Source organism: Sporosarcina aquimarina (assembly GCF_019748715.1).
Taxonomy (GTDB): domain Bacteria; phylum Bacillota; class Bacilli; order Bacillales_A; family Planococcaceae; genus Sporosarcina; species Sporosarcina newyorkensis.
The window spans coordinates 12,548-38,404 of the sequence record NZ_JACLBZ010000034.1; the positions used below are offsets into that span (position 1 = coordinate 12,548).

General features: G+C 41.6%; 27 protein-coding genes and 1 riboswitch. Of the genes, 11 read left to right on the forward strand and 16 right to left on the reverse strand.

What is annotated here, in order from left to right; all coding sequences use genetic code 11:
• Positions 1-84 precede the first annotated feature (84 nt).
• The 4 genes from hisB to hisZ are packed head-to-tail and all read right to left on the reverse strand — an operon-like array spanning position 85 to position 3,798.
• Positions 85-669, reverse strand: coding sequence for an imidazoleglycerol-phosphate dehydratase HisB (gene hisB / locus H7J92_RS15545; protein WP_221837790.1), 585 nt, complete (start codon positions 667-669; stop codon positions 85-87).
• On the reverse strand, positions 669-1,949 hold the full coding sequence (hisD, locus tag H7J92_RS15550) for a histidinol dehydrogenase (RefSeq protein WP_221837791.1): 1,281 nt from the start codon (positions 1,947-1,949) through the stop codon (positions 669-671). Before hisD ends, hisB begins: the two co-directional genes overlap by 1 nt.
• Positions 1,946-2,581 carry an ATP phosphoribosyltransferase gene (hisG, locus tag H7J92_RS15555; RefSeq protein WP_221837793.1) on the reverse strand — a complete coding sequence of 212 codons (636 nt, stop codon included), beginning with the start codon at positions 2,579-2,581 and terminating at the stop codon, positions 1,946-1,948. Before hisG ends, hisD begins: the two co-directional genes overlap by 4 nt.
• Positions 2,569-3,798: an ATP phosphoribosyltransferase regulatory subunit gene (gene hisZ / locus H7J92_RS15560; RefSeq protein WP_221837796.1), complete on the reverse strand. Its 1,230-nt coding sequence runs from the start codon at positions 3,796-3,798 to the stop codon at positions 2,569-2,571. Before hisZ ends, hisG begins: the two co-directional genes overlap by 13 nt.
• Positions 3,799-3,950: 152 nt before the next feature.
• Here hisZ and H7J92_RS15565 point away from each other — a divergent pair, with 152 nt between their 5' ends.
• Positions 3,951-4,745, forward strand: a complete 795-nt coding sequence (locus H7J92_RS15565; RefSeq protein WP_221837801.1) for a histidinol-phosphatase HisJ family protein — start codon at positions 3,951-3,953, stop codon at positions 4,743-4,745.
• 531 nt (positions 4,746-5,276) lie between these two features.
• On the opposite strand, the gene H7J92_RS15570 is transcribed toward H7J92_RS15565, so the two are convergent.
• Together H7J92_RS15570 and gdhA are read right to left on the reverse strand one after the other, a co-directional pair.
• Positions 5,277-5,852: a YdcF family protein gene (locus H7J92_RS15570; RefSeq protein ID WP_221837804.1), complete on the reverse strand. Its 576-nt coding sequence runs from the start codon at positions 5,850-5,852 to the stop codon at positions 5,277-5,279.
• 301 nt (positions 5,853-6,153) lie between these two features.
• Positions 6,154-7,536 (reverse strand): NADP-specific glutamate dehydrogenase, encoded by a 1,383-nt coding sequence (gdhA, locus tag H7J92_RS15575; RefSeq protein ID WP_078818125.1) that lies wholly within the window; start codon positions 7,534-7,536, stop codon positions 6,154-6,156.
• 381 nt (positions 7,537-7,917) lie between these two features.
• On the opposite strand from gdhA, the gene H7J92_RS15580 reads away from it, so the two are divergent.
• Entirely contained in the window at positions 7,918-8,061 is a 144-nt protein-coding gene (locus H7J92_RS15580) for a hypothetical protein (RefSeq protein ID WP_176132576.1), read from the forward strand.
• 48 nt (positions 8,062-8,109) lie between these two features.
• On the opposite strand, the gene H7J92_RS15585 is transcribed toward H7J92_RS15580, so the two are convergent.
• Positions 8,110-9,393, reverse strand: coding sequence for a glycoside hydrolase family 18 protein (locus H7J92_RS15585; protein ID WP_221837807.1), 1,284 nt, complete (start codon positions 9,391-9,393; stop codon positions 8,110-8,112).
• Positions 9,394-9,575: 182 nt separating this feature from the next.
• Here H7J92_RS15585 and H7J92_RS15590 point away from each other — a divergent pair, with 182 nt between their 5' ends.
• On the forward strand, positions 9,576-10,211 hold the full coding sequence (locus tag H7J92_RS15590) for a spore coat protein (RefSeq protein WP_078818127.1): 636 nt from the start codon (positions 9,576-9,578) through the stop codon (positions 10,209-10,211).
• Between the two features lie 92 nt (positions 10,212-10,303).
• Positions 10,304-10,963: an HAD family hydrolase gene (locus H7J92_RS15595; protein ID WP_221837809.1), complete on the forward strand. Its 660-nt coding sequence runs from the start codon at positions 10,304-10,306 to the stop codon at positions 10,961-10,963.
• A gap of 51 nt (positions 10,964-11,014) precedes the next feature.
• On the opposite strand, the gene H7J92_RS15600 is transcribed toward H7J92_RS15595, so the two are convergent.
• Together H7J92_RS15600 and metA are read right to left on the reverse strand one after the other, a co-directional pair.
• Positions 11,015-11,719, reverse strand: coding sequence for a DUF421 domain-containing protein (locus tag H7J92_RS15600; RefSeq protein WP_221837844.1), 705 nt, complete (start codon positions 11,717-11,719; stop codon positions 11,015-11,017).
• 71 nt (positions 11,720-11,790) lie between these two features.
• Entirely contained in the window at positions 11,791-12,699 is a 909-nt protein-coding gene (metA, locus tag H7J92_RS15605; protein WP_078818130.1) for a homoserine O-acetyltransferase MetA, read from the reverse strand.
• 93 nt (positions 12,700-12,792) lie between these two features.
• Positions 12,793-12,899, reverse strand: a riboswitch (SAM riboswitch).
• A gap of 172 nt (positions 12,900-13,071) precedes the next feature.
• On the opposite strand from metA, the gene H7J92_RS15610 reads away from it, so the two are divergent.
• The gene (locus tag H7J92_RS15610; RefSeq protein WP_221837811.1) at positions 13,072-13,341 is read left to right on the forward strand and encodes an AbrB/MazE/SpoVT family DNA-binding domain-containing protein; all 270 of its coding nucleotides are present in this window, start codon (positions 13,072-13,074) and stop codon (positions 13,339-13,341) included.
• Positions 13,342-13,531: 190 nt separating this feature from the next.
• Here the strand turns inward: H7J92_RS15610 and H7J92_RS15615 are convergent, their stop codons facing one another.
• The gene (locus tag H7J92_RS15615; RefSeq protein ID WP_009497844.1) at positions 13,532-13,843 is read right to left on the reverse strand and encodes a thioredoxin family protein; all 312 of its coding nucleotides are present in this window, start codon (positions 13,841-13,843) and stop codon (positions 13,532-13,534) included.
• A gap of 620 nt (positions 13,844-14,463) precedes the next feature.
• On the opposite strand from H7J92_RS15615, the gene serA reads away from it, so the two are divergent.
• The gene (gene serA / locus H7J92_RS15620) at positions 14,464-16,050 is read left to right on the forward strand and encodes a phosphoglycerate dehydrogenase (RefSeq protein WP_040759340.1); all 1,587 of its coding nucleotides are present in this window, start codon (positions 14,464-14,466) and stop codon (positions 16,048-16,050) included.
• 46 nt (positions 16,051-16,096) lie between these two features.
• Here serA and H7J92_RS15625 read toward each other — a convergent pair whose 3' ends face one another.
• Together H7J92_RS15625 and H7J92_RS15630 are read right to left on the reverse strand one after the other, a co-directional pair.
• Entirely contained in the window at positions 16,097-16,543 is a 447-nt protein-coding gene (locus tag H7J92_RS15625; RefSeq protein ID WP_221837814.1) for a small multi-drug export protein, read from the reverse strand.
• A 75-nt stretch (positions 16,544-16,618) separates the two neighbouring features.
• Positions 16,619-17,413 carry an HAD family hydrolase gene (locus tag H7J92_RS15630; RefSeq protein ID WP_221837818.1) on the reverse strand — a complete coding sequence of 265 codons (795 nt, stop codon included), beginning with the start codon at positions 17,411-17,413 and terminating at the stop codon, positions 16,619-16,621.
• A gap of 179 nt (positions 17,414-17,592) precedes the next feature.
• On the opposite strand from H7J92_RS15630, the gene thpR reads away from it, so the two are divergent.
• Complete coding sequence (gene thpR, locus H7J92_RS15635; protein ID WP_221837821.1) at positions 17,593-18,141, forward strand: RNA 2',3'-cyclic phosphodiesterase; 549 nt, start codon at positions 17,593-17,595, stop codon at positions 18,139-18,141.
• A gap of 33 nt (positions 18,142-18,174) precedes the next feature.
• Here thpR and H7J92_RS15640 read toward each other — a convergent pair whose 3' ends face one another.
• From H7J92_RS15640 to bioD, 4 genes are all read right to left on the reverse strand, one after another.
• Positions 18,175-18,489, reverse strand: a complete 315-nt coding sequence (locus H7J92_RS15640; protein WP_221837824.1) for a hypothetical protein — start codon at positions 18,487-18,489, stop codon at positions 18,175-18,177.
• The gene (locus H7J92_RS15645; RefSeq protein ID WP_221837828.1) at positions 18,474-19,805 is read right to left on the reverse strand and encodes a methyl-accepting chemotaxis protein; all 1,332 of its coding nucleotides are present in this window, start codon (positions 19,803-19,805) and stop codon (positions 18,474-18,476) included. Before H7J92_RS15645 ends, H7J92_RS15640 begins: the two co-directional genes overlap by 16 nt.
• Before the next feature lie 297 nt (positions 19,806-20,102).
• The gene (gene bioA, locus H7J92_RS15650) at positions 20,103-21,482 is read right to left on the reverse strand and encodes an adenosylmethionine--8-amino-7-oxononanoate transaminase (protein ID WP_221837831.1); all 1,380 of its coding nucleotides are present in this window, start codon (positions 21,480-21,482) and stop codon (positions 20,103-20,105) included.
• A complete protein-coding gene (bioD, locus tag H7J92_RS15655; protein ID WP_221837833.1) occupies positions 21,451-22,194 on the reverse strand; it encodes a dethiobiotin synthase in 744 nt (247 codons plus the stop codon). The genes bioA and bioD overlap by 32 nt, the downstream gene beginning before the upstream one ends.
• A 96-nt stretch (positions 22,195-22,290) precedes the next feature.
• Between bioD and H7J92_RS15660 the strand changes: the two genes are divergently transcribed.
• The 4 genes from H7J92_RS15660 (at position 22,291) to H7J92_RS15675 (ending at position 25,797) form a co-directional block, all read left to right on the forward strand.
• Positions 22,291-22,857 carry a biotin transporter BioY gene (locus H7J92_RS15660; RefSeq protein ID WP_078818139.1) on the forward strand — a complete coding sequence of 189 codons (567 nt, stop codon included), beginning with the start codon at positions 22,291-22,293 and terminating at the stop codon, positions 22,855-22,857.
• A gap of 144 nt (positions 22,858-23,001) precedes the next feature.
• The gene (locus tag H7J92_RS15665; RefSeq protein ID WP_221837836.1) at positions 23,002-23,907 is read left to right on the forward strand and encodes an AEC family transporter; all 906 of its coding nucleotides are present in this window, start codon (positions 23,002-23,004) and stop codon (positions 23,905-23,907) included.
• Positions 23,908-24,085: 178 nt separating this feature from the next.
• Complete coding sequence (locus H7J92_RS15670) at positions 24,086-25,243, forward strand: acyl-CoA dehydrogenase family protein (RefSeq protein WP_078818140.1); 1,158 nt, start codon at positions 24,086-24,088, stop codon at positions 25,241-25,243.
• A complete protein-coding gene (locus tag H7J92_RS15675; RefSeq protein WP_221837838.1) occupies positions 25,240-25,797 on the forward strand; it encodes an SLOG family protein in 558 nt (185 codons plus the stop codon). The genes H7J92_RS15670 and H7J92_RS15675 overlap by 4 nt, the downstream gene beginning before the upstream one ends.
• The last annotated feature ends 60 nt before the right edge of the window (positions 25,798-25,857 follow it).

The following is a 25,857-nucleotide window of genomic DNA, read 5'->3' on the forward strand; positions in this document are numbered from 1 at the left end:
CAACTAGTGCATATCTCTACTTTGCTTACTTCGCTCATATTCTATTGAAAAATTAAGCCCGAAATAGTATAGAATAATTTCATCTTACAAAGTTCCCTTAGTAGAAGGAACGCCCTTAATTTCCGGGTTGATGGTGCTGGCTATGCGCAAGGCGCGGCCGAAGCTTTTGAATACCGATTCTATGATGTGATGTGTATTTTTTCCATAGTCTAAGTTGATATGTAATGTGACGTTAGCATGGCTTGTGAAGGCGATGAAGAATTCTTCCACGAGTTCGGTGTCGAAGTTGCCTACTTTATCTTTCATTCCGTCGACGTTAAAGACGAGGAATGAGCGGCCGCTGATGTCGATGGAGGCTGTGGATAGGGCTTCGTCCATTGGTGTAGATACCATTGCAAAACGTTCGATTCCTTCTTTGGTACCGATGCATTTATTGAAAGCTTGTCCGAGCACGATGCCGACATCTTCTACTGAGTGATGCTGGTCGACTTCGATGTCGCCGTCACATATCACAGTTAAATCAAATCTTCCGTGCTTCGCGAAGGCAGTCAGCATATGGTCGAAAAACCCGACGCCTGTCTGAATCGTTATCTTGCCTGTGCCGTCCAATGAAAAGTCCATTTCGATGGATGTTTCGCCTGTTTTACGTGAAATTTGTTGTTTGCGCATTAATATCCTGCCTTTCGTACTTTGATCGAGTTGGCGTGCCCTGTCAGTTGTTCAGACTCAGCTAGAATAATGATATCATCCGCCACCTCAGCCAGTGCGCTTTCCGAATAATAGATTACACTGGACTTTTTCATAAAATCATAGACACCTAGAGGGGAAGAAAATGCCGCTGTACCGCTTGTAGGCAAGGTGTGATTCGGTCCTGCCATATAGTCTCCGAGGGCTTCCGGTGAATGTTCACCAAGGAAAATCGCACCTGCATTGCGAATCGAAGCCAAATGCTCCATTGGATTATCGATCATCAGCTGTAAATGTTCTGGTGCCAGTCGATTGACAAGTTCAAATGCTTCTTGCAATGTGTCGACAAGAATGATACGTCCAAATTGCTCAATCGATTGCGTCGCAATTTCTTGACGGTCTAGTTGTGCCAGCTGGCGTTCGATTTCTGCTGCAAGTTTACTTGCAAATACTTCACTCGTTGTGACACAAACTGCTGCTGCTCGCTCATCGTGTTCTGCTTGCGACAGCAAATCCGCTGCTGCGTAGATTGGATTTGTATTGTCATCCGCCACGACGCAAATTTCGCTCGGGCCCGCAATCATATCGATCGCGACGTCACCAAATACCCATTTCTTCGCTCGTGCTACATAGGCATTACCAGGTCCAGTGATTTTGACGACTTTTTCAATCGTCTCTGTTCCGTATGCAAGAGCCGCGATCGCTTGGGCTCCGCCTACTTTATAGATTCGATCGACACCTGCTTCTTTCGCTGCCACCAAGACGTGAGGATTTATTGTCCCATCACGCTGAGGTGGTGTAACCATGGAAATTAACCCGACACCGGCGATTTTTGCAGGTAATGCATTCATTAGTACAGTAGAAGGGTACGCCGCTTTTCCGCCTGGTACGTAAATACCGACACTATCAATAGGCGTTACTTTCTGACCGAGCACGATGCTTTCATTCGGATTCAAAAACCAAGATTGTTCTTTCTGGGCTTCGTGATAGCTTGTGATCCGTTGCTTTGCTGACCGCAGTGCATGATAAAATTCTTCGGATACTGCTTGTTCTGCTTCCTGGATTTCCTCTTCGCTGACCATCAAGTTATCTAGTTTTACACCGTCAAAGCGCTCGGTGAAATCAAGAACTGCTCTATCGCCTTCCAAACGGACTATTTCTATAATCGATAAGACATTTCGATCGAATTCCAAATCTAGCTGACTCGAATCACTTCGTTGCAGCAACTCTTCCTTAAATTCAGTTCCGCGAATCGTTTTCATGCACGCACCTCCAGTCCTTCTCTCATATCTTTTATGAACTGCTGGATGTCGGCAGTTTTCGTTGCATAGCTGGCTTTATTGACAATTAAACGCGCACTGACTTCAGCAATTTCTTGCAGTACAACAAGCCCGTTTTCTTTCAAAGTCGTCCCCGTCTCGACAATATCAACGATGACGTCTGACATACCGATCAACGGTGCCAGTTCGATGGAGCCGTTCAATTTGATCATCTCTGTCCGAATTCCTTTTTTATCAAAGTATTCTTTTGCCACTGCTGGATATTTAGAAGCGACCGTTAAAAACGGCATCTCATCCACAGGTGTTCCCGGGAACCCGGCTACTGCGAGTTTGCATCTGCCAATGCCTAGGTCCAGTAATTCATAGACATCACGCGGATCCTCCATCATGACATCCTTCCCTACTATACCGACATCGGCCGCTCCATTTTCCACATATACCGGTACATCTACGGCTTTGACAAAAATGAGTTTGATCGTTTGCTTATCATCATAAATGACGAGCTTTCGACTTTCATCTGTGAAATCCGAGAATCGAACGTCTGACTTTTCAAGGAAATCCATCGCTCTGTCCGCCGTGCGCCCTTTCGCCATGGCAACTGTTAAATAGTCCATTCAGGTACCCCTTTCTTGCGTACAATCAAGTCCAGCAAATGTTTAAAATCTACAAATTCTGTTGTCTCTTCTTCTATCAGTTGATTCTGCTGTTGCGTGAGATGAATTGTATAAAGACTATCTTGTATTTGAAGCGGATGCTTCATTGGTTTAGATATCACGCGATATTCCCGCTCTCTCAATTCATTCGTTATGTCGATGGCGTATTTCATCCGGCTTTCTTCATAGAAAACCGTTATATCTATGCTATAACGCTCGGTCAACTCTTTATGCGTCGCGGCTTTTACTAAAGAATCAATTTCGCAAGCAAAACCGACAGCAGGTAATTTGATACCAAACTCTTCACTTAATGCATCGTATCGACCACCCATCAGTACAGGTTTACCGAAGTTTTCGACATAACCTTGGAAGATAATGCCTGAATAATAGCCCATATGATTGATCAAACCAAGGTCGATGACGATATGTTTTTTTAATCCATATAGTTCAACTATTTTATATGTTTCCTGCAAGTATTCGATGGCTTGTTGTACCGAATCGCTGACTTGAAGATTTAGTAGTCTTTCAAACACATGAGCCGGTGCACCGTATAACAGCGGCAATTGTTCGAGCACCTCTTTGACAGTTTGATCTATGGACAATTGTTCTAGGAAAGGACCGATTTCCACAATATTCTTTGCTTGAATCAATGTCTTCAATTTAGCTGTCTGCTCGCATGTCAGTTGCAGATCCGCAATCAATTCAGTAAAAAATCCAGCATAACCAATTTCTATTTTCACATCCGAGAAGCCTACGTCTCTCAATGCGTGGCAGGCCAGCATAATCGTTTCAGCGTCAGCTTCTGGAGAACTTGGACAGTAGTACTCCACGCCTGCCTGAGTCTTGCCGATTTTTTCGTTTTCCTGAAAGGTTTGTCTAAAAACTTCTTGGACATAATAGAAACGCATTTCTTCTGGCAAGTTGCCGTTTAGCTGAACAAGTTGCTGAGTTAATGGAATCGTTACATCCGGCCGTAATACTAGTACTTCGCCCGTGTAATCAATCACTTTGATCATCTCATTTTGATTGATCGACGTACGCACATTCGAATACAGATCGTATCGCTCAAACGCAGACGTTTTGATCCGCTTGTAACCATATGTAGTGAAACGTTTGCTCAACGTCCCGATGATCTTTTCATGTTTCTCATGTTCATTCGCTAGAATTTCAGAATACAAAATAGTTCTACCGCCTTCCGTCCGTTCAATACTTCACTGCTTTACTACGCTAAAGTTAATTATTACTATACTGCTTATAAAAGACGTTGTCAACTGTATGTCTCATTATGGTTCTGTTACACTATGTAGTATAGAAAAGGAGACATGAGATTATGTTTGATTATCATATGCACAGCGCATTCTCTGCAGACTGCGAAATCCCAATGGAAGAAATGGTCAAGACATCCATAGCCAAAGGACTGAGCGAAATTTGCTTCACTGACCATGTCGATTATGAATATCCAGACGACACAATTACATTCGACTTTGACAAACACGCATACGCTGAAAAAATCCGGCAGCTCAACCAGCAATTCCATGGACAGCTAACGATCAAAAAAGGAGTCGAAATCGGTCTCCAGCCTCATTTATTGGATCGTTACGAAAGGCTAATGGATGAGCATGCTTTCGACTTCGTCATCTGTTCACTACATACCGTTGAAAACAAATCCCTTCATTATCGCGAGTTATTTGAAGATCGCACTGTCGAGGATGCATTCGAAACGTATTATCGAGAATTGCTCTATTGCGTGCAGAACTTTAATCGATATAGCGTATTAGGGCATGCCGACTTGATCAAACGCTACACCGATCAGCCACCAGCGCATCTTTTTCACGACGCGCTTGAGCAAATCTTCAAAACGATCATTCCTGAAGGCAAAGGCATCGAACTCAACACGTCAGGCTCGCGCTATGGATTGCCGCACAATATGCCAAGCACGGATATATTGAAGCTCTACAAACAATGCGGAGGCGAAATCATTACTCTTGGTTCCGATGCTCATCGAACGACTGATATCGCTCATGAATTCAAAGAGTCACTTGAACTCTTACAATCGATCGGCTTTAACTATCTTGCAACGTTTAAAGACGGCCAACCTGACTTTCATGCAATTTCTTCTTTATAAGCGAAAAAGGGAGACTAGGACAAAACTAAGTTGTTCATAATGAAAGACGAACGATCACAAAAAACACACATAGGTTACTTAGTGTGCGGTCAGGGATTTCCCCTCCAGGCCGGGATGCTTTCCGGCCAAATCCTACATTTTGTTCGGTAGGAAAGTTGACTTGGCCCCAAATACAAAAAGTTTGGCTATGTTCAATTTTGAAACATAGAAACCCAGTGCTTAATCCGTATTTTTTGGTATTCAATAATGTAAAACTGCTATCAAACTGCCTTGTATACAAAAATTTGGATTGAAGTTGAGGTCAGGGCGAAAGGCGAAGCGTTAGGAGCACAGGTTTTCCGAAGCGGACGAGGAGGCTCACCTGCGTCCCACGGAAAGCGACCCTGCCCGCAGCGGAAATCCCATAGGCAGCGCCGAGTCTACAGTTTCTTTATATAGAAAAAACCGAACTATATTACAAAACTATGATTAAATGTTTTGTAAACGTTCGGTTTTTTATCGCTTTGAATCCTTTTGTCCTGGTCACTTTTTTCATTTTCTAAAAATCCACGTCTTAAATAAAGCCAAACGTTCGCGGATCCATACCTTCGTTTTGACGATTTCGGGCGTCCTGGCTGCCACTACATCGGTCTCCCACCCTAATTGCTTTGCTAAAAACCGTGCTCTCGCCAAATGAAAATCACTACTAATAATCGTCACACCAGCCAATTCAGGCAGTAGTTCTTGCGTATATTTCAAATTTTCATAGGTGGAAGTGGACTGATCTTCAAGCAACAACCGCTCTTTTTCAATGCCTTGCTGAATCAAATAAGTATACATAGCCTGAGCTTCACTTAATGCCTCATCTTTACCTTGTCCGCCCGACAATACCAATTGAACGTGCGGAAAACGTTTTGCATACTCCGTTGCTGCCTCTAAACGATAACGCAGCGATAAAGATGGCTCTTCTCCATTCACTTTCGCTCCAAGAACCACCGCATATTTATACGAACCATCTGCTGTATGCTGTTGCGCTTCTTTCATCCTTTCTGCTGGTATCAACCAAAACATCATCAGCCCCGCAAGTAACAACGCTGCAACTATTACTATACCTATAAGCTTTTTCATTCACTCGCCCCTCTTCTTCAACAGTTAGACGGAATCAACTGAAGAAGAGTTCCAACTATTCAATACCTATATAAACTGAAATTAATAACTTACATTTGAAGTAAAACGTATAACATGTTGATTTCCGTTCTATACGGACGCTTTCTTCCACTCCAATCAACTGAGTATCCATATCTGAACAAACTTATGTTAAAACTTTAATTCAACATACCTATCTATTCAATGATAGATAGATATGGTTTCACCCCTTATAAATCAGAACAGACACAAGGACCAAATCCCTGTGTCTGTCTCTACTGCATTATCGAATTCCGTGCGCTACCATTGCGCCGGCTACTCTTAGGAAACCAGCAATATTCGCACCCATCACTAGATTACCAGGCTTGCCGAATTCATCTGCTGCCTTTTTACAATCGTTATAGATATTTTGCATAACTTCTTTCAAATGTTCATCCACTTGTTCTGCCGACCAAGATAAGCGTTGGCTGTTCTGTGACATTTCCATCGCAGAAACTGCGACCCCACCTGCGTTGGCAGCTTTTGCCGGAGCAAATAAAACATTATGCTCTTGGAATATCTCGATGGCTTCGATTGTACAAGGCATATTTGCGCCTTCCCCAACCGCCTTCACACCATTCGCAATCAGCATATGTGCTGCAATTTCATCAATCTCATTTTGTGTCGCACATGGAAGTGCGATATCACAAGGTATTGACCAAATTGCGCTGCAATCTGCATGATACTCTGCTTCCGGACGTTCTTTCGTATATTCCCAGATTCGTTTATTGCCAAATTCCTTCAACTCTTTAACCAAATCCAGATCAATTCCATCTTTATCATAGATATAGCCATCAGAATCACTACATGCTACGACGTTTGCACCAAGCTGCATTGCTTTTTCCATAGCATACGTGGACACGTTCCCAGAACCTGATACGACCATCGTCTTTCCATCCAATGTAAGTCCATTCTCTTTAAGCATTTCATCAACGAAATAAACTGTCCCATATCCAGTAGCTTCTTTACGTCCCAGACTTCCGCCATGATCCGGATTTTTCCCTGTCAGGATGCCAGCTTCATAGCCGCCTTTAATTCGATTATATTGACCGAATAAATAACCTATTTCACGTTTCCCAACGCCGATATCCCCTGCCGGCACGTCAATATCAGGACCAATATGCCTGCTTAATTCCGTCATGAAACTTTGAGTAAAACGCATGATTTCACGATCCGACTTGCCTTTAGGGTCAAAATCAGAACCACCTTTACCTGCACCAATCGGCTGACCAGTTAACGCATTTTTAAAAATCTGCTCGAAAGCCAAAAATTTCATAATACTAGTATTTACTGACGGGTGAAAACGTAATCCGCCTTTATAAGGTCCCAGATCACTGTTAAATTGTACACGGAATCCTCTATTCACATGCACTTTCCCCTGATCGTCTTCCCAAGCTACGCGGAATGAAATGATTCGTTCAGGTTCTGTGATCCGCTCAAGAATTCCATTTGAAATAAATTCGGGATGCTTAGCAAAGACAGGACGGAGGGAATCAAAGATTTCTCTTGTCGCCTGCAGAAATTCCTTTTCGTCTGGATTCCTTTTCTTTACTAATTCATATACTTCATGAACATAATCGTTTGCTCGTTTACGATTATTAAATTGGATTTCATCTATCTTTGTCATTTGCGCCCATCCCTTTCCCTGGTGTTATTCGAAATACATCGACTGAGTAGTCGCTCACTTTACTCAGTAGAAGTTATCCATAAAGGACGAGTTCTACTGAATAAATTGAATTTCTAATGAATTGAATTTCAATTGTTCGAAATATTTCTTTGTATTCCAATATTATTACTGAAATCAAAGCAAGATACAAGAATTATTTGTAATTTATGCAGAATGCTTTTACTTTTGTGTCAATTTTATGTATTAGAACTAACTTCTTCATTTACAGTTGACTGAATATAGTGTATTATTAATCTATTCAAACAATCAATGTGAAGCGGTTAGTTTAAGAGCATTCGCATGAGCGGGAGAACCAATACGAAAAGAAAGAGGCGAAGCACCATGACAAAGAAAAACAATCCAATTCGCTCCATTTTAGGAGCCAATCTGCTCCTTATCATGACTTTTGCTTTCCTACCTGCTTTACTCGTAAATCCGGATATGGATGTTTTCCAAAATGCGATGAAGTTGATTACTAACGAATAGACGATCACGTAAATGAGCCTTTCCTGAGTTTAGGGAAGGCTCATTTTTTCACCTTTTGCGAATGGTAAACCGATCTTCCAGCAGCAACCAATTCTGCGGGAAAGCCAAGCCAAGCTTCCAGTACATAATCCCACGCAACCTAAATTCTTTCAGCAAATCAAATTTCGCATTGATGCTTCTTGCGTCTTCAAACCACACTTCATGTTCAGTTCCTTGTTGGTCATAGTACGTAAAGTGAGGAGCTTGAGCTACCGCATCGTATTCAATTGAGACTTTTTCATTGATGGCTAAATTTGTTGCCATTCTTGGACTCAAGGCCACAGCCGGCTTACTATCAGCTTGCCCGAATGGGGCGGACCAATCATAGCCATATAAATTTTGTCCCAAGAAAATCTTATCGCGCGGAATTTGGCTCACTGCATATTCAACGACTCTCCTGACAGGACCAATTGGACTGACAGCTTGCGGAGCGCTATACGTATAGCCCCATTCATACGTCATCAAGACAACAAAATCACAGATTTCGCCATGTGCTTTATAATCATGGGCTCCATATATTCCCGTCGTCACTTCTCCTGCTTTCGGAGCAAGAGCCGTCGAAATTGTTAATCCTGCCTTATGGATTTGATCGCGTGCATTGCGCAATAATTGATTATATAATTCACGATCTTCCGGGAATAATAATTCAAAGTCAAAATGAATATCTTTATAGCCTATCCTGTTTGCCGTCTCAATTGCATTTTGAATCATCCGATTTTGCGCGGCCTGATCGGTAAATAGGACGTGGGCCAGATCAGCGCTGAATCCATAGTTTTCTAAGTTGGTCAACACCATCATATTTAATGCACCTGCATTTTGCGCGATGGTCGGAATGTCATCAAGGGGTGGTTCTTTAAGTGAGCCATCACGTTGGACTTCATAGCTGAACATTGCCAAATATGTAAGCTGTCCGACGCGTTGTCTGACTTCCGTGATCATCTGTTGGCTTACCGGATTGCGGGGCTCTACGTATAATAGAGAGTCGATCGGCGTCTTAGGCGGTTCAGGAATGTAAAGACGCTGACCTACCTGCAAAATGCCCGCCGGATTAATATTATTAATCTGTGCGAGCCGTTCGACTGATAGACCATGAGTCTGCGCAATCCTATAAAGACTGTCTCCAGGCCGAACCCAATAATATGTTCCAACAATCGGTATGACTAACGCTTGTCCAATCGCTAACTGCGAGGCATCTTCCAATTCGTTCGCTTGTGCAATTTGTTCATAGGGAACACCATAGATGTTTCCAATTATAAAAAGACTCTCACCAGGTTTCACTACATGAATCTGCATGTGACTCCACTACCTTTCTCATGTTCTCTAACCAAGATATGGTGGAGTCAATGGAAATATGCTTGTTTTCCGAAGTCCGTAAATCTTCGAGTAGTCCATAGACCATACTTCGTATTCCAAATGCATAATTTCACGAAACCTCCTCATACTACCGTTGATGTAAATGACTATTAAAGGAGGATATGTATTTGACTAATCAATTCGAAACATCTCAACACATGCACGACGGAGCAGTCCCCCCCTCTATGAATCATGGCGGCCATGAACTTTTTGACGTTCACGAAGTATTGAACACTGCAGTTGGTGCATTGAATCAATCCATGATTCTTCGTCCGCACGTAAAAGATCCAGAACTCTTAGATATTCTGGACCGACAGTACCGTTTTATGCTTGATGAATACAATATTACGGTTGAATGTTTCAAAACGGGAAAAGACCCATCACATCCTACGCAGAGTTATCAAATGAAAGTTGGCAGTGATTTTGTCTATGGCATGAAGGAAAAGGCGCCTTCAAAACCAATTCAATCGACAAACGAAATATCTGATGAAATCATCTCCGGCTTTTTGCTCGGTTCTGCAAAAAAAGGGGCCACTGGGAAAGCAGCTGCTGCTTTGGAGACGTGTAATCCAGTCGTTCGTCGTGTGCTTGCAGACTCCATACCCAACTGTATAGAAATGGCGTATGAATTGTCGATTTATCAAAATAAACATCACTATTATCAAGTCCCTCAGTTGAATACTCAGGACATGAACATCCTACTCAACTCATTTGCCCCCTCGCAAGGACAACCCAGCATGCCGAAAAACCTTCAATAACCAGCTAAAAGCAGACTTTTGTCTGCTTTTTTGCTTTCTCCCTCATTGTATTTGTATACTGTAAGAATACAGACAAATGAAGGGGTGTATTTATGAAAGTTGCCATTTTTGACTTTGACGGCACGTTGTATACGAAAGAAACCTTTAAATTGCTTATGGAGCAATTGAAGAAACACCCGAGTTACCAGCGTTATTACGGAAAATTCTACAGATCGATTTTACCTTTATATATCCGTTATAAGCTGAAATTACTGCCTGAAAACGAAATGAAAGAACGATCCATGAAGCTGTATTTGAAGGCTCTTGAGTCTTTAACAACTACACAGCTAGAGCAATACTTCGAAAATATGCACGAAGAAATGTTAAGCGATTTCAATGAAGATGTCGTCAACAGATTAGCTCGACATCAAGCAGAAGGCCATCATGTATTGTTAGTTTCTGGTGCTTATACTCCCTTTTTGACTGCAGTTACGAGCCATTTGTCATTCGATCGTATTATCGGTACTGAAATCCCTTCACGCGGCGAACAGATTACGATGGACCAACCATTTCTACATATCCAAGGAGAGCGTAAAAACGAACAAATCGACAAGGCGCTTCAAGGTAAATCGGTTGATTGGGAAAGCAGCTTTGCATACGGAGATAGCATCTCCGACTTGCCCGTATTAGAGCAAGTCGGCAATCCTGTAGCCGTCAGACCCGATTCGAAACTTGCAGCCATAGCAAAGCAACGAAATTGGGACATTTTATGATGATAGCCAAAAAGCCCTGAATTAGGATTCAGGGCTTCAGGGCTTCAATCTTCAAGCATTCTTTAACGTATTAACATATAAGTTTCCATCGGTTTGAATTTCTGCATACAACACATGCTCCGGCTTCCCGATGCCTTGCAGTTCCAGTTGTTGCTTCAACCACACATCAGTCAGCTTCAATTCCCGCATATTTTTCTCTTGTACTTTTCCGTCGGTAATAATTTCGGTCGGAATATATTTGGGTGTAGGAGAAGCCACTTTGACATCTTTTTTCGTTGCCTTCTCTTCGCCTGGCTTAAGCATCACGCTCAAGTTTCCATTCGTTTCGAAAATCGCATAATTGACGTCTTTCATGGAAAAAACGGCTTGTTCCCGAAGCAACATATTCAATTCATTAAAATTCAGACGCAGCTTTCTTAATGAACCTTCCACAATCTTTCCATCCTGAATTACGATGATTGGCTTATCATCCAACAGGACACGTAGTTTTTTTGATTTAAACGTTAAATAATTGGCAAGTATCGTCAATACTGCCCACAGGACCATACCATATAAACCATTCAAGAACGGTGTCTCGGACTCCCCTGCCAAATCGGCGGCAATCGAACCGATCGTGATACCTGTAACATAATGGAAGAAGGTCAATTGAGATATTTGTTTTTTCCCCATGAACCGGGCCAGGATCAGAAGGACGATAAAGGAAATAACAGTCCGCAAAGTCATCTCCCAAAAAGACAGCTCCAAAAACTCATCCATATTCATAACGCACACCTCCATTGAGTGGAGTATGTGTGAAATGAGGTAAACTATACTTTCATAAGCTTATTTCAATCCCAAACGTATGGCGTTGCTTGATAGACATAGTAGTTCAACCAGTTCGAGAATAACAAATGTGTATGTGAACGCCAAGTATTCATTGGTTCTCTCGTCGGATCATCATTCGGGAAATAATTTTCAGGTACATCAATATCCAATCCCTTTTGGACATCTCGCCCGTATTCTTCAGCCAATGTATGTGCATCATACTCTAAATGTCCTGTCACCATTATGTTTTTTTCATCATTAGAAATCACAATGAATGCACCCGCATCATCCGATACAGATAGCAGTGTCAAATCCGGATGCTTCTCAATTTCTTCTATGGAAACAGCCGTGTGACGTGAGTGAGGAGCAACAAATACATCGTTAAATCCTCTTGCCAAATTGACTGTTTGGTCCGTGATATCGTGAGAAAAAATCCCAAAACATTTCTTCGGCAACTCAAACTTATCAATGCCGTAATGATGATAAAGTGCGGCTTGCGCGCCCCAACAAATATGCAAGACAGAGGTCACATTGGTTTTTGTCCACTCCATGATTTTCTCTAATTCCTTCCAATACACTACGTCTTCAAATTGCATATGTTCAATAGGTGCTCCTGTAATAATCATGCCGTCAAACTTGCGCTCTTTCACGTGTTCGAATGTTGTATAAAACGTTTCCAAATGAGTTTGACTGACATTTTTGGAAACATAGGTCGCCGTATTTAAAAACGTCACGTTTACTTGCAAAGGCGTATTACCAAGTAATCGTAATAATTGAAGTTCTGTTTTTTCTTTTTCAGGCATTAAATTCAGAATCAAAATGTTCAGCGGCCGAATATCTTGCTCCGTCGCCCGATCTTCATCCATGATGAAGATTTTTTCTTTCTTCAGTAACTCACCTGCAGGTAATTGTTTCGGTATATTAATCGGCATATTTCTTCCCCCTTGGCTATTCATTCGGCCTGTTTTTACAAAATAAAAAACCTCTTTTCCTGTAGATAAGAAAATGAAGGTTTAGGACCACAGTTCTTATCTCTCAAGACAACAATCTTGTTGGAGGTAGCACCTTCCTGTTTACACAGAGGTTGCTGAAGCTTCGTCAGGCCAAATCCCTCAGCTTCTCTTGATAAGTAGTATTTAGTTAATATCATTTCACGAAAATGATTTACTGACTATTATAACATTAATAAACTAATTGTATAGTCAAATTTTCAAATAGTTCTGCTCATTCCAATCTCGTAAATTGTAGACCGGAAATATTTGTGTATAATAGGAACTACCAACTACTTTTTAAAGGAGGAACTCATGAGATCTTTAGGCATTGTTCGCAAAGTAGACCATCTTGGCAGAATAGTTATTCCGAAAGAGCTACGCAAATCTTTGCAATTAGATAAAGGCGATCCCATTGAAATTTTCGCAGAAGACGATCGAATTATTTTGAGAAAATATCAAGTGAATAAGGCATGTTTCATTACTGGTGAAGTAACGGACGAAAACAAAGAACTATCAAACGGATTATTCATAAGTCCTCAAGGCACGAAAATCCTTCTAGAACAATTACAGGATTTTGTTTAAATATTAACAAGCCAACGATCTCCTTGGATCGTTGGCTTGTTAGCATACATCAAAGTAATAAAATTTGGTTGACTTCAGAGTGAAAAGCGGAACAAGTGAATATAAGTTTGTAGCCCGGAGATTGGCTCCCCGCGGAAAGCCATCCTCCCGGAACCTGGATCAACGGTTCTTTTACCCATTCACTCTCTGCTCACAAACTATTGATAAACTCTTCAATCTCCTCTTTCGTCTTGCGATTCTTACTGACAAAACGGCCTGTTTCCTTGCCTTCACTGAATGCGATAAAGCTTGGGATGCCAAATATATCGAGCTGACTGCACAAGTCAATAAACTCATCCCGGTCGACATAAATAAATTGGTACTCGGAAAATTCCGTTTCCAGTGTTGGTAAAAACGGCTCGATCACTCTGCAATCAGGACACCAATCTGCAGAAAACAAGAAAATCACTCGCTCTTCTTGCTTCAATTGTTCGAATTGCTCGAAGGACTCTAAGTTTTTCATCTTACATTACCCCTTTACTTGAATAGTATGGTACTACTATAACATTGATTGGCATATATCTTCTCTTCTCACGACTTATGCTATTTCCTAATACTCCATAGTAAAAGTTACTTATAATCCGCTTTTATCTCTCAAACACGAACGTTCAAAAATCATTCAATAATTTACGTTCGCCTTTATTAGTTTTTCATTTTTTTCCGAAAAGTAATTGACAATTACTTTTGACGTGTTATGATTAGTTCAAATTTAATACACGCAAAACAATTTTGACGAAGACATACCTTCCTGTAAAAGAATTTTCTAGAGAGCTGATGAATTGGTGAGAGTCAGTAAATTCTTGGGATGGCGGCACTTCCGAATTGCTTGGCTGAATAGTTCAGTAGGCCAATCCGTCACATGCACGTTACGCATGCTGAATGAAGGCTGCTTTTGCAGCAAAACAAGGGTGGTACCGCGTTAGTTTATTGAGCTTTTCGCCCCTTACGTATGTAAGGGATGGAAGGCTTTTTTATTTTTCCTAAAAGGAGGTAAGCATAGAACGTACATATGGGATCAACTCTATAAAATTCATTTTGAAAACTTTACAACAATAAAAACTACTGAAGGAGAGAATGATTATTATGGCTTTTAAAGTACTTATTAGTGACCCACTTAGCGAGGACGGTATTTTTCCATTACGACAAGCAGAAGGTTTTGAAATTGTGATCGATACAGATTTGACACCTGACCAACTGAAGGATCGGATCAAAGGTTTTGATGCTCTTCTAGTACGTAGTCAGACAACTGTTACGAAAGAATTGCTAGATTCTGCTGATCAATTGAAAATTATTGGACGTGCAGGTGTAGGTGTCGACAATATCGATTTGGATGCAGCTACAGAAAAAGGGATTATCGTCGTCAATGCTCCTGATGGAAATACAAATTCAGCTGCTGAGCACACGGTAGCTATGATGATGGCGATGGCTCGTAAAATTCCACAAGCATTCAATTCACTGAAGAACAATAAATGGGACAGAAAATCATTTCTCGGTGTAGAGCTAAAAGACAAAACATTAGGGATTATCGGACTTGGCCGTATTGGTGCAGAAGTTGCCAGACGTGCGAAAGGTCAACGTATGAATGTCATCGCGTACGATCCATTCCTAACTGAAGAAATCGCAAAGAAATTGGGTATTGAAATTGGTACGGTAGATGAAGTATTAGCAGCTGCTGATTTCATTACAGTACATACACCATTGCTGAAAGAAACACGCAGAATGATCAATAAGGAAGCATTCGAAAAAATGAAAGACGGTGTACAGATCATCAACTGTGCCCGTGGTGGAATTATTGACGAAGATGCATTATACGATGCGATTGTCGCCGGAAAAGTAGCAGGTGCGGCTCTAGATGTATTCGAGGAGGAACCATTCCTAGATCATAAGTTACTGACTTTGCCTGAAGTAATTGCTACCCCTCACTTAGGTGCGAGCACAATTGAAGCACAAGAATCTGTTGCTGTAGACGTAAGCCGAGACGTCGTCAACTTCTTGACAATCGGATCTGTCCGCAACCCAGTGAATTTACCATCCGTTTCTCGTGATGTTTTAGCGAAAATCGAGCCATTCTTTGACCTTACTGAAAAACTGGGTATGTTCTTATCACAAATCCAAAACACAGTCATCGACGAAATCAACATCCAATATGCAGGTGAATTGGCGAATTACGACGTGCGTGCATTGACTCGTAATACAGTGAAAGGTTTGTTGAAGCGCAATCTTGGCGAAACAGTCAATGATGTAAATGCAAGACTGTTGGCTGATCGTTACGGCATCAAAATAAATGAACAAAAAACGACGACAGCTAGAGGTTTCATGAACTTGATCACAGTGGAAGTTGTTACGGCAAAAGGCATCCGCAAAGTAGCCGGTACCCTTCTAAATGGTCTCGGGCCACGTATTGTGAAAGTTGATGATTATGTAGTTGACGCAATTCCACAAGGTCACTTGTTGTTCATTCGCCATAAAGACCAACCAGGCGCAATCGGACGTGTAGGTACATTGCTTGCGGAAGAAAATATTAATATTGCAGCGATGCAAGTGGGACGTTCTGCTGAAGGTGGAGACGCGATCATGATGTTAACAGTCGATCATCACGTTGAGTCTGCTTCTGTTGCACGCGTCAAAGAAGTTCAAAATATCCATGATGCAAAAGCTATTGATCTATAAAAACACAGGAAAACCAGCTGACATTTTGAAACGTCAGCTGGTTTTTTCACGTCCGTGTGACAAAAAAATCAAAGCCCATAGCAGTCAATATACCGAAAACGAGACACCAGAACGCGATACTGATCGCAGACCAAACGGCTGTCTTCACTTTATTGGCACCGAACACTAAACCGATAAACGCAGCGATATGTGTACCGATCAGAATGGGACCTACAAGTGTTAATACGGGTAACCCATATGTATTCATGATTTTTTTACCACGTTGCAATCGTTTTGAATTAACTTTTCCTTTTTTCTTATTTCTGCGTTCGATCCAGTCATTGATTTGCTGAAATCCGAGAATCAGCAGAAGGATAGTCGCCATATTACCTATAAATGCGAGGAGCATTACCCAAGTAGGTGACAGCCCACTAATTATGCCAACGGGAATGACGAGCATAATTTCAATCCAAGGTATGGCCGCTCCTAAAAAAACTAAGATATATTCCAACATACCCACCTGCCTCCTTGCTAATTGAACAGCTAGAGATTAGTATAACAGACTCGGAAAACCGATGAGAAGTGAGCCTCATCGGTTTTCTAGTTCAGACAGTATAGGAAACAAACCTTCCAAATGGTCAATTTCAAATGTTGGTTTGACTTCGTCGCTTGATGGTTTGTTTTCACGATTGATCCAGACGTTCTTCATTCCAACTCGGCTGGAACCGAGAATATCGGTCATTAGATTATCACCGATCATCAAAGCTTCATCGGCGGTCACACCGCATGTATCCAGTACATGTTGGAAGATCGAAGCATCAGGTTTTCCTTTGCCGAATGCTCCAGATACAATAATATGATCAAAATACGGTGGAATCTCCGGAGAAATCGTCAATTTGATCTGTTGCAAACTAGGTGAACCATTTGTCAATAAAATAAGCTGGTAATCTTCCTTCAGGCGATCGAGCACTTCAAACGACTCTTCATATATATATGGATGCTTTTTACGCTCTTTCGGAAAGAGCTCTGCCAATTCCCTGCCGAACGCTTCATCCTCTATCCCTAATTTCTTCAAACCTCGAATCCATGCTTCTTTTTGGTAGTTTGGAATGATTCCTTTCATTTTTTGAAATTCTTCACCGGGATCGTCGAACACACCCCACAACCCTTCAAATGGATTAATTCCGATATTTTGTGTATGAGGAAATGTCTCATAGGTCGCATACAATTCTCGCGCCTCTTCACGTACAGCTTTCTCTAACTCTACTGGGTTGACCCCGTTCTTTTTCGTCGCATACTCGCATGTTTTTTGAAATGCCATCGCAATACTCTTTGCATCCCAAATGAGCGTATCATCCAAATCAAAAATAAGTGTTTTAATCATCTTGCCAGCCCCTTTCTTATATACATTCAGTAGGTATATCCACTTTTAATTATACACATTAAACAATAAATTTGTTAGTTTGCCCGGTATCTATTGCGCATTGCAGATAAAAACCTTAAACTTTTATGCATAGTTATCAAGCAGGAAGGGAATCCCATCAAATAGGAGGTGAGTCCCGAATGGCACAACATTATTTTATCGGCATCTCGATTGCCACTCCCATTTCTAAAATAGCTGAACACTTTCGCTCCAAGTACCAACTGGCTGAAAGATATAAAGTAATCCCGCACGCTGATGACCTTCATATCACCATGCGCTATATAGGAGAGCTAGGTGAAGCCACTAAGTCTTTGCTTGAGCCTTCGTTACAAGAGATCGCAGAGGCAAATACCAGCTTCACTACTTCTGTTACAGGTTTGTCCTTTTTCGGATCGCCTTACGGACCGCGCGTTGTCTACCTTTCCGTTGAGGCGGTGGGAGCTTTGGAACATTTACAAAGACAGATTGCAAGGCGCACAGAAAATATTCTTGAATTAGAAAAAGACAATCGTTTCGTTCCGCACATCACGATTGCAAAGAAACGTAAGACTGCGGATAAGATCCAGTTATCTAAAGAAACGATTACTCCAGTCCAAATTGATATAGAAGGATTCACTTTATTTAGAATTCATCCAAACGTACGGCCATCTTACGAATCAGTTGCCTATTTTCCATTTAAAAAGAGCTGATTGCCTGTTCGCAATCAGCTCTTTTCTTTCATTTCACACTCGAAAGCGTCCCATATCGCTCTGCAGCCGTTCTGCCAACTCCGCCAAAGTTTGAGAACTAGATGTAATCTCCTCATTCGCCGCCAACTGTTCTTCTGTAGCAGCGCTTGTGGACTGAGCTTCAGCTGAAGCCTGGATAGCGAGTTCCTCCACTTGTTTCGCTCCCCCAGCGACTTCAGTGGTCATTGTACGGATTTCTTCGATTGCTGTGGAGACAGTGGAGATTTTTTCACTCACATCTGTAGTTGCATTTTCAATGTTTACAAATACGGCACTGGTTTTTTCTGTAGATGTTAAACCTTCTTCCACACGCTTCCGTCCAGTTCCAGTGCTGTCGACCGCTTGGACTGCTCTGCCAAATTCCGTACCTCTTCCGCAACGACGGCAAAGCCTTTTCCATGCTCTCCTGCGCGTGCTGCTTCAATAGCTGCATTTAATGCTAATAAATTTGTCTGTTCCGCAATAGCTGTAATCATACGCGTGACATTCCGAATATTTTCGGAGTGCTCCGCCATATCATTAATGATTGTAGTGGATTCCCCTATAGTTTGGCTGATTGTTTTCATATCAGCCGAAAACTCCTCCATTAATAAAGAGCCTTCTTTCACTAATTTCGATACTTCCCCGGAGGATTCCAGCATCTCTTCGTTATCATCTGTAATTCGGTCAATCGCCGTCATCATTTCTTGCATGGCTAGGGTTGACTGACTGACAATTTGTGCTTGCGAGTCACTTGTCTGCAAGTTCTTTTCCGAAATTTCAGCGACCATTTCAGAAGCAGCCAAGCTTTCCTCTGCACTTGCAGATAATTCTTCCGACTGGCCAGCTAGCTGGGTGGCAGAGTCCCTAGCACGCTGAATGATGCCTCGTAAATCTCTAACCATTATATTTAGTGCAGTGGACATTTCACCGATTTCGTCACGATTTTTAACAGTTACCTCTTCCACAGCAAAGTTTCCACTTGATAATTCGGATATCGCCGCTGTCATCTTGCCGACCGGTCTAGTAATCAGTCTACTAATAATAATTGTGATAGCTATACTTGCTATGATGCCTATAATTAATAAAATTCCCGTCAAATTAATGGCGATAAAGGTATATCTTTGTACTTCTTTCTCTAGTTTTTCTTGTTCTTCCCGTTGATGTTCAATCATTACTTGTATATTATTCGTAATAATATCCTGATAAATCGCGCCGTTTACACCTACTTGAATGGCTTTATCTCGCTTTCCTTTTTGCACCTCTGCTATCATATTACGTATAACGCCATCGTAATTTACTGTAGCAGCGCCAATTTCAAGCATCGCTTTCTTCATCTCTTCATTATGTATAATGCCTTCTAAAATCTCCAACCGCTCTTTATTTTTTTGTTGTGCTTTCTCAATTCCATCCACATAGGAAGGATTTTCATAAAGGACGTATCCGCGTATATTACTCGACATTAAATTCTGATCTTTCAGTTGTTGCTCCAATAAAACAACCTTTTGCATTCGATCGTCAATCAAATAACGATACTTTTCATTGACATTTTTTAAAGCCAAAAAACCTACTGCCCCAATTAAGATCATAATGACCACAACACTTAAAAAGCCTGTCCATAACTTTTTCCCCACCGTGAACTTCACTAATTCCATCCCCTTCTGTCAGATATGCGAATACTTAGGCATAATTGCTCAAACCTTTTTAATTTATTATAGCGTAATAAATTGAAAAGGTATATAAGGAATAGATTGTTTATGGGAAATTAGAACCTCTCACTTAAGTAAATAATCAGATGTCTTCACTTAATTTCATTTATAATTCATTCAGTTATTTATGCAACTTAACAAATTGCTTTTTAATCCTAAGCTCATTAAAAGCAAACGAGTCTTAGAAATGAGCTGGAGTTTCGCAATCGCTACTCAGTTCTCTATCTTTGCATATTATATATTCATCGTTTCGGCCGCAGTGAACTCGGAATTTTCTTCAGTGACCAACCTTATACCTTCCTTTAGTATCGCAACCATTTCCACCAATTGCTCGGCAGTCGTTGCAAGAGGTGGCATCAAAACAATCACATCACCTAATGGCCTAGTCAATAAGCCCAATTCGCGCATTTTCAGGGTAGACCGATATGCGATGCGTCTTTCAAATGAGAACGACTCTTTTGTGTATCGATCCTTAACGATTTCTATTCCGACCATAAGTCCACACTGACGTACATCTCCAACATGCGGCAACTCTTTTAGATCAGCAAGCAGCTCCGTCAGCAATTCTGCTTTATCAGACGCTTGTTGAACTAATTGTTCCTTTTCAAATATCTCCAAGTTAGCCAGTGCTACAGCGCATCCTAGCTGATTCCCCGTATATGAATGACCATGGAAAAATGTTTTCATTTCTTCATGCTTTCCATAAAAGGCGTTATAGATTTCTTCTGTTGTAAATGTTGCGGCTACTGGCAAATAACCACCCGTCAGACCCTTCGCTACCGTCATGATGTCCGGTTGAATACTTTCATGCTCCACAGCAAACATTTTTCCAGTACGGCCAAAACCCGTCGCCACTTCATCCACAATAAGCAACACATTGAATTCCTTGCACAATTCCTCTACACCTTTCAAATACCCAGGTGGCATTGTATTCATTCCACCCGCACCTTGAATCATCGGCTCCAAAACCATGCCAGCAATTTCTTCATGGCGTTCTTCAAAAAGCAAGCGCAACTTGTGCAGACTTTCATCACGTACTACCTGTTCGTCATTAGACGGATGTCGGTATACTGCTGGAAATGGAATAACAAGCGCATCAAATAATAAAGAAGTATATACCTTATGATACAGCTCGATAGATCCAACACTCATTGTACCGACCGTATCCCCATGGTACCCATTACTCAACGTAACGAATTTCATCTTTTGGCTAACACCCTTGTTTTGCCAATACTGATAGGCCATTTTCACAGCAATTTCCACGGATGTCGCTCCGCTATCCGAATAAAAAACACGCGTTAACCCTTCAGGCACTAACTCGATTAATTTTTCCGCTAATAAAATGGATGGAACATTTGCTGCTCCTAATAAAGTCGAATGGGCAATCAGCTGTAACTGCTTTTGAATCGCTTCATCTAGTTCTTTCTTTTGGTGACCGTGTACATTCAACCACAAAGAAGAATTTCCATCCAGATACGTTTTACCGTATATATCTGTGACCCTTACGCCTTCTCCGCTTTCAATGATCAATGGATCTTGCTCATAATCGGACATTTGCGTAAAGGGTAACCACATATATTGTTTACTTTTTTCCAATAATTGATCTGCTTTCATTTCTTAACGCCTCCCGTAATCTGTTCATGTCCCAATTTCGATAGCACTCTATTCTCTTAGACGGATCCCTCAGTGTGTCGTCTACATTTTTCAGATGAGGAATCACTCCAATGATCGGGATTCCAGTCAACTTACTGATCATTTCACCATTATCATGAATGATTTCTTTTTCATCTTGTTGTAAATCGTTGAGCAGTACCCCTGCAATGGGGATTTGTCTAGATTTCAACGTATTTATGGTGAGCACCGAATGATTGATCGTCCCAACACCCGCTCTTGAAACGATCACGACTGGTGCGTCTAATTCTTCCATCCAATCGATCATGCAATAGCCGTCTCCAGTCAATGGAACATATAATCCTCCAGCCCCCTCTATAACTACCCCTTCAGCTATTCCACCTAATTGTCTGACTGCTTCACTGAGACGAGTCGGTTGAATTTCTCTGTCTTCGATTAACGCAGCCAAATGAGGTGAGCAAGGTTTTTGGAATAAATATTCTATATTTCCTCTTCCCATCTGTTTATGCGCAGCCGATTGATAGACCATCACGTCAGGCGCGATCCAATCTTCATCTTGCTGAATAGCACCTGTTTGGATAGGTTTGAACGGGGTGAATTGTAACCCATGATCTGCAAAATAACTTATTAGCAGTGTAGTCGCTATGGTTTTTCCCACATCGGTATCTGTGCCTGTAACGAATAAAACCGTCATACAATATCCTCCTCTCTCGAAAATGTGTTAACTAAATATAAAAGTATGTTAACATATAATCAGAAACACAACAATAGTTTTTAGGAGGAATGGAAAATGAAAGCAAGAGAAATTGTCATTTGTGCGTTGTTTGCTGCGCTAATGGGAGTAGGAGCTAACATTGCGCCTTTACTGACGATCGGCGGTGTGCCAATAACATTGCAGCTGCTAATTGCAATTTCAGCTGGGGGGTTATTAGGAAGTAAATTAGGCAGTCTGTCTATGTTCGCCTATTTATTTATCGGTCTAGCTGGTGCGCCGATCTTCGCTCAGTTCAAAGGCGGTCTCGGCAGCATACTGAGCCCGACATTCGGCTATATCATTTCGTTTATTGTTGTCGCTTATATTGTCGGAAAGTTTTTCGAACGTAAAACACTGTTTACATATGTAGGAGCTGGAACACTTGCTATTCTGACAAATTATATTATCGGCACAAATTATATGTATTTGGCCTATATCTATTGGGTAGAGGCGCCAGCAAGCTTCAGCTATGTCATCGCATGGTCTTGGATGGTGGCCTACTTGCCATTGGATATCGGAGTTACCATTCTTGCCTTAATTTTGATTCCCCGATTACAGAAAGTATTGAAATTTCATTCTATCCGCAAACGAAGCCTCTCATGACCAAGAATCCATCCTCTGCGATGGATTCTTTTTTGGCGTAATATCTTCTGCCCAAAAATATTTATTGAATTCTGATAAAAAAGTTTTCTAGTATCATAGTTCATGTATAATAAGTTTCATCAACCTAGAAAGGACGGAATCTTCTTGGAACTTATTTCAATCATCGCTCCTGTATTATTTATTTTTTTAATTGGTTTCATTGGACAGAAGTGCCTGTCATTCGATATTAAAACGATATCAACGGCAGCTCTTTACCTGATGTCTCCTTTTTTGGCATTCCGGACTTTCTATACGAATGCACTTGACCGAACGTATTTGTATATTGCTGCCTTCGCAGTACTGTTGTTGGTCATTCTGTTCATTATCGTCTGGTTTACTGCTGATATTATGAAAGCTTCGCGTTCTGAACGTTCTGCTATGATTCTTGGCGGGGTATTTATGAACAGCGGGAATTATGGAGTGCCTGTCGTATTGTTTGCATTTGGCTCGGCAGCCTTTGATTACGGGGTCATTATGATGGTCTTTCAGTCAATTCTAATGAATTCAATCGGTATTTTTTTCGCTTCCATCGGAGGAGAAGCACATGCGACTTGGCGTGACTCGATGCAGCGGGTTATACGTATGCCATTGATTTACGCTGCGATTCTAGGTATTATCTTTCAAGTTTCTTCTATTAAGTTATCTGAATCCATGATGCAGGGAGTTGACTTGATTGCAGATGCTTCCATCCCGGTCGTCATGCTCGTCCTCGGAATGCAACTGGCGATGATTGTCCGCAAGCGCGTTGCCTATCGATATGTCACAGCGGTGACGATTATTCGCATGATCATTTCACCATTGATTGCAGTTGTCATTTTAATATTTTTGCCGGTTGATGATTTGTTGAAAGTGGTACTGATTATCCAAGCAGCAATGCCTGGATCAGCGAATACGACAATGTTTGCAGTTCAATTTGGAACGGAGCCAGATTTGGTCTCGTTTACGACACTCACAACGACATTGATAAGTCTTTTGACAATTCCAATCGTTCTCTATTTCGTCATGATGTGACGTCATTTCTTTTATAGATTTTTTTATTCGTCAGAATGGTATTTTTTTCGATTTTCTAGTATACTATACTTTCATGTCCTTGACGGAGACGATCAAGGATCTCGTAGATTTGTGCAGATCTTATATACGAAAGAAACTATAGATAAATGAAGACTGAAGTAGTAAGGACGTGTTTCTCGTGTCGACAGAACTTTTTATCACAACGGACTTTCAACGCCGATGGGTCAATGAATTGACTGAGGCAGGTCCGTTTTTCAGCAGCTTTTCAGAGCAATCTGATACGCTGTCCAAATTCCCAAAAGAGAATATTCAAAAACTCGTGGAAATGGGCTACACTACGTTGACACTCCCGAAGGAATTCGGTGGTGAAGGCATCTCCGTAACGGATATGGTGTTGTTTCAAGAAACGATTGCTCGTTTTGACAGTGCGACTGCTCTAGCTATCGGCTGGCATCAAGGCGTAGTCGGCGAACTGTATGAAAATCGCAAATGGACTGCGGAACAATTAGCGCAATTCAGCGAAGCTGTTCAGCAAGGTGCACTAATCAACCGTTCTGTAACCGAGGCTCAAACAGGAAGTCCTACGCGAGGCGGTCGCCCCCAGACGACGGCAACACGTTCTGCAGGCGGCTGGGTGATTTCAGGAGAGAAAACGTTCACTACAATGGCTCCTGCCCTTACCCACTTCCTAGTATCTGTATGGATTGAAGAAAAACAGCAAATCGGTTTCTTCTTGATTCCACGTGAATCAGAAGGGCTGTCCATCAAAGAAACATGGCATACGATTTCCATGCGCGGTACAGAGAGCCAGACGCTCGTTTTGGATGACGTAAAAGCCACGGATGATCAGTTAGTGGAAGTGAATGAAGCACCACGCGGCAATAAGCTCAATGGTTGGCTTCTCCACATACCGGCTTGTTATTTGGGAATCGCACAAGCTGCTCGCGATTACGCGGTTCACTTTGCGGCAACTTATCAGCCTAACAGTTTAGATGAGCCGATCGCTTCCCTCTTCAATATTCAAACTCAAATCGGCAAAATGGATTTGGAGCTCATTAAAGCACGCCATCTCCTCTATGATATTGCCTCGATTTACGATGACGAAGCACGCCGTGTTCATCTGCAAAATGAATTAGGTGCCGCAAAGTCGATTGTTACGAATAGTGCAATAGAAATTGTTAATCTTGCAATGCGAATTGTAGGGGCGAAGAGTTTGGAGTTATCGAATCCACTACAGCGCCATTATCGCGATGTACGCGCGGGTCTTCACAATCCTCCGATGGATGACATGACGATAACAAAATTAGCTCACGCGGCGATTAACGAACAAAAATGACGAAGCGGATCATAGTAAGTGGATACAAAGCACATGAATTAGGGATCTTCAATGAACAGCATCCGGGTATTGCGATTATTAAAAAAGCATTAACGGACCAGTTGCTGACCCTTCTGGATCAAGGACTAGAATGGGTTATCGTCAGCGGCCAGCTCGGCGTCGAGACTTGGGCAATCGAATGTGTTTGGGAGTTGCAAGAGGAATACCCGCAGTTACAATATGCCGTGATTACACCGTTTCTTGATCAACAAACGAATTGGAATGAGACGAAAAAAGAGCAGTATGAACAAATCATCGCGCTTGCAGATTATACTGTCAGTTTAACGAACAAGCCATACGAAGCACCTTGGCAATTTATTGAGAAGAATAAGTTTCTGCTTCGTAATTCAGATGCACTGTTGCTTGTTTATGATGAAGAGAATGAAGGCTCTCCGAAATTTATCAAACAAATGGCCGCACAACTGACAGAGACGACAGACTATGAACTTTTGACCATCAGCGCCGATGATCTTCAGCTTATTGCAGAAGATTTACAGCGAGAAAAATGGGAATAAAAAAAGCGAAATGCCAAACATTATGGCTATGACGTGCACCCCAAAAGTTAGAGTTCAAAA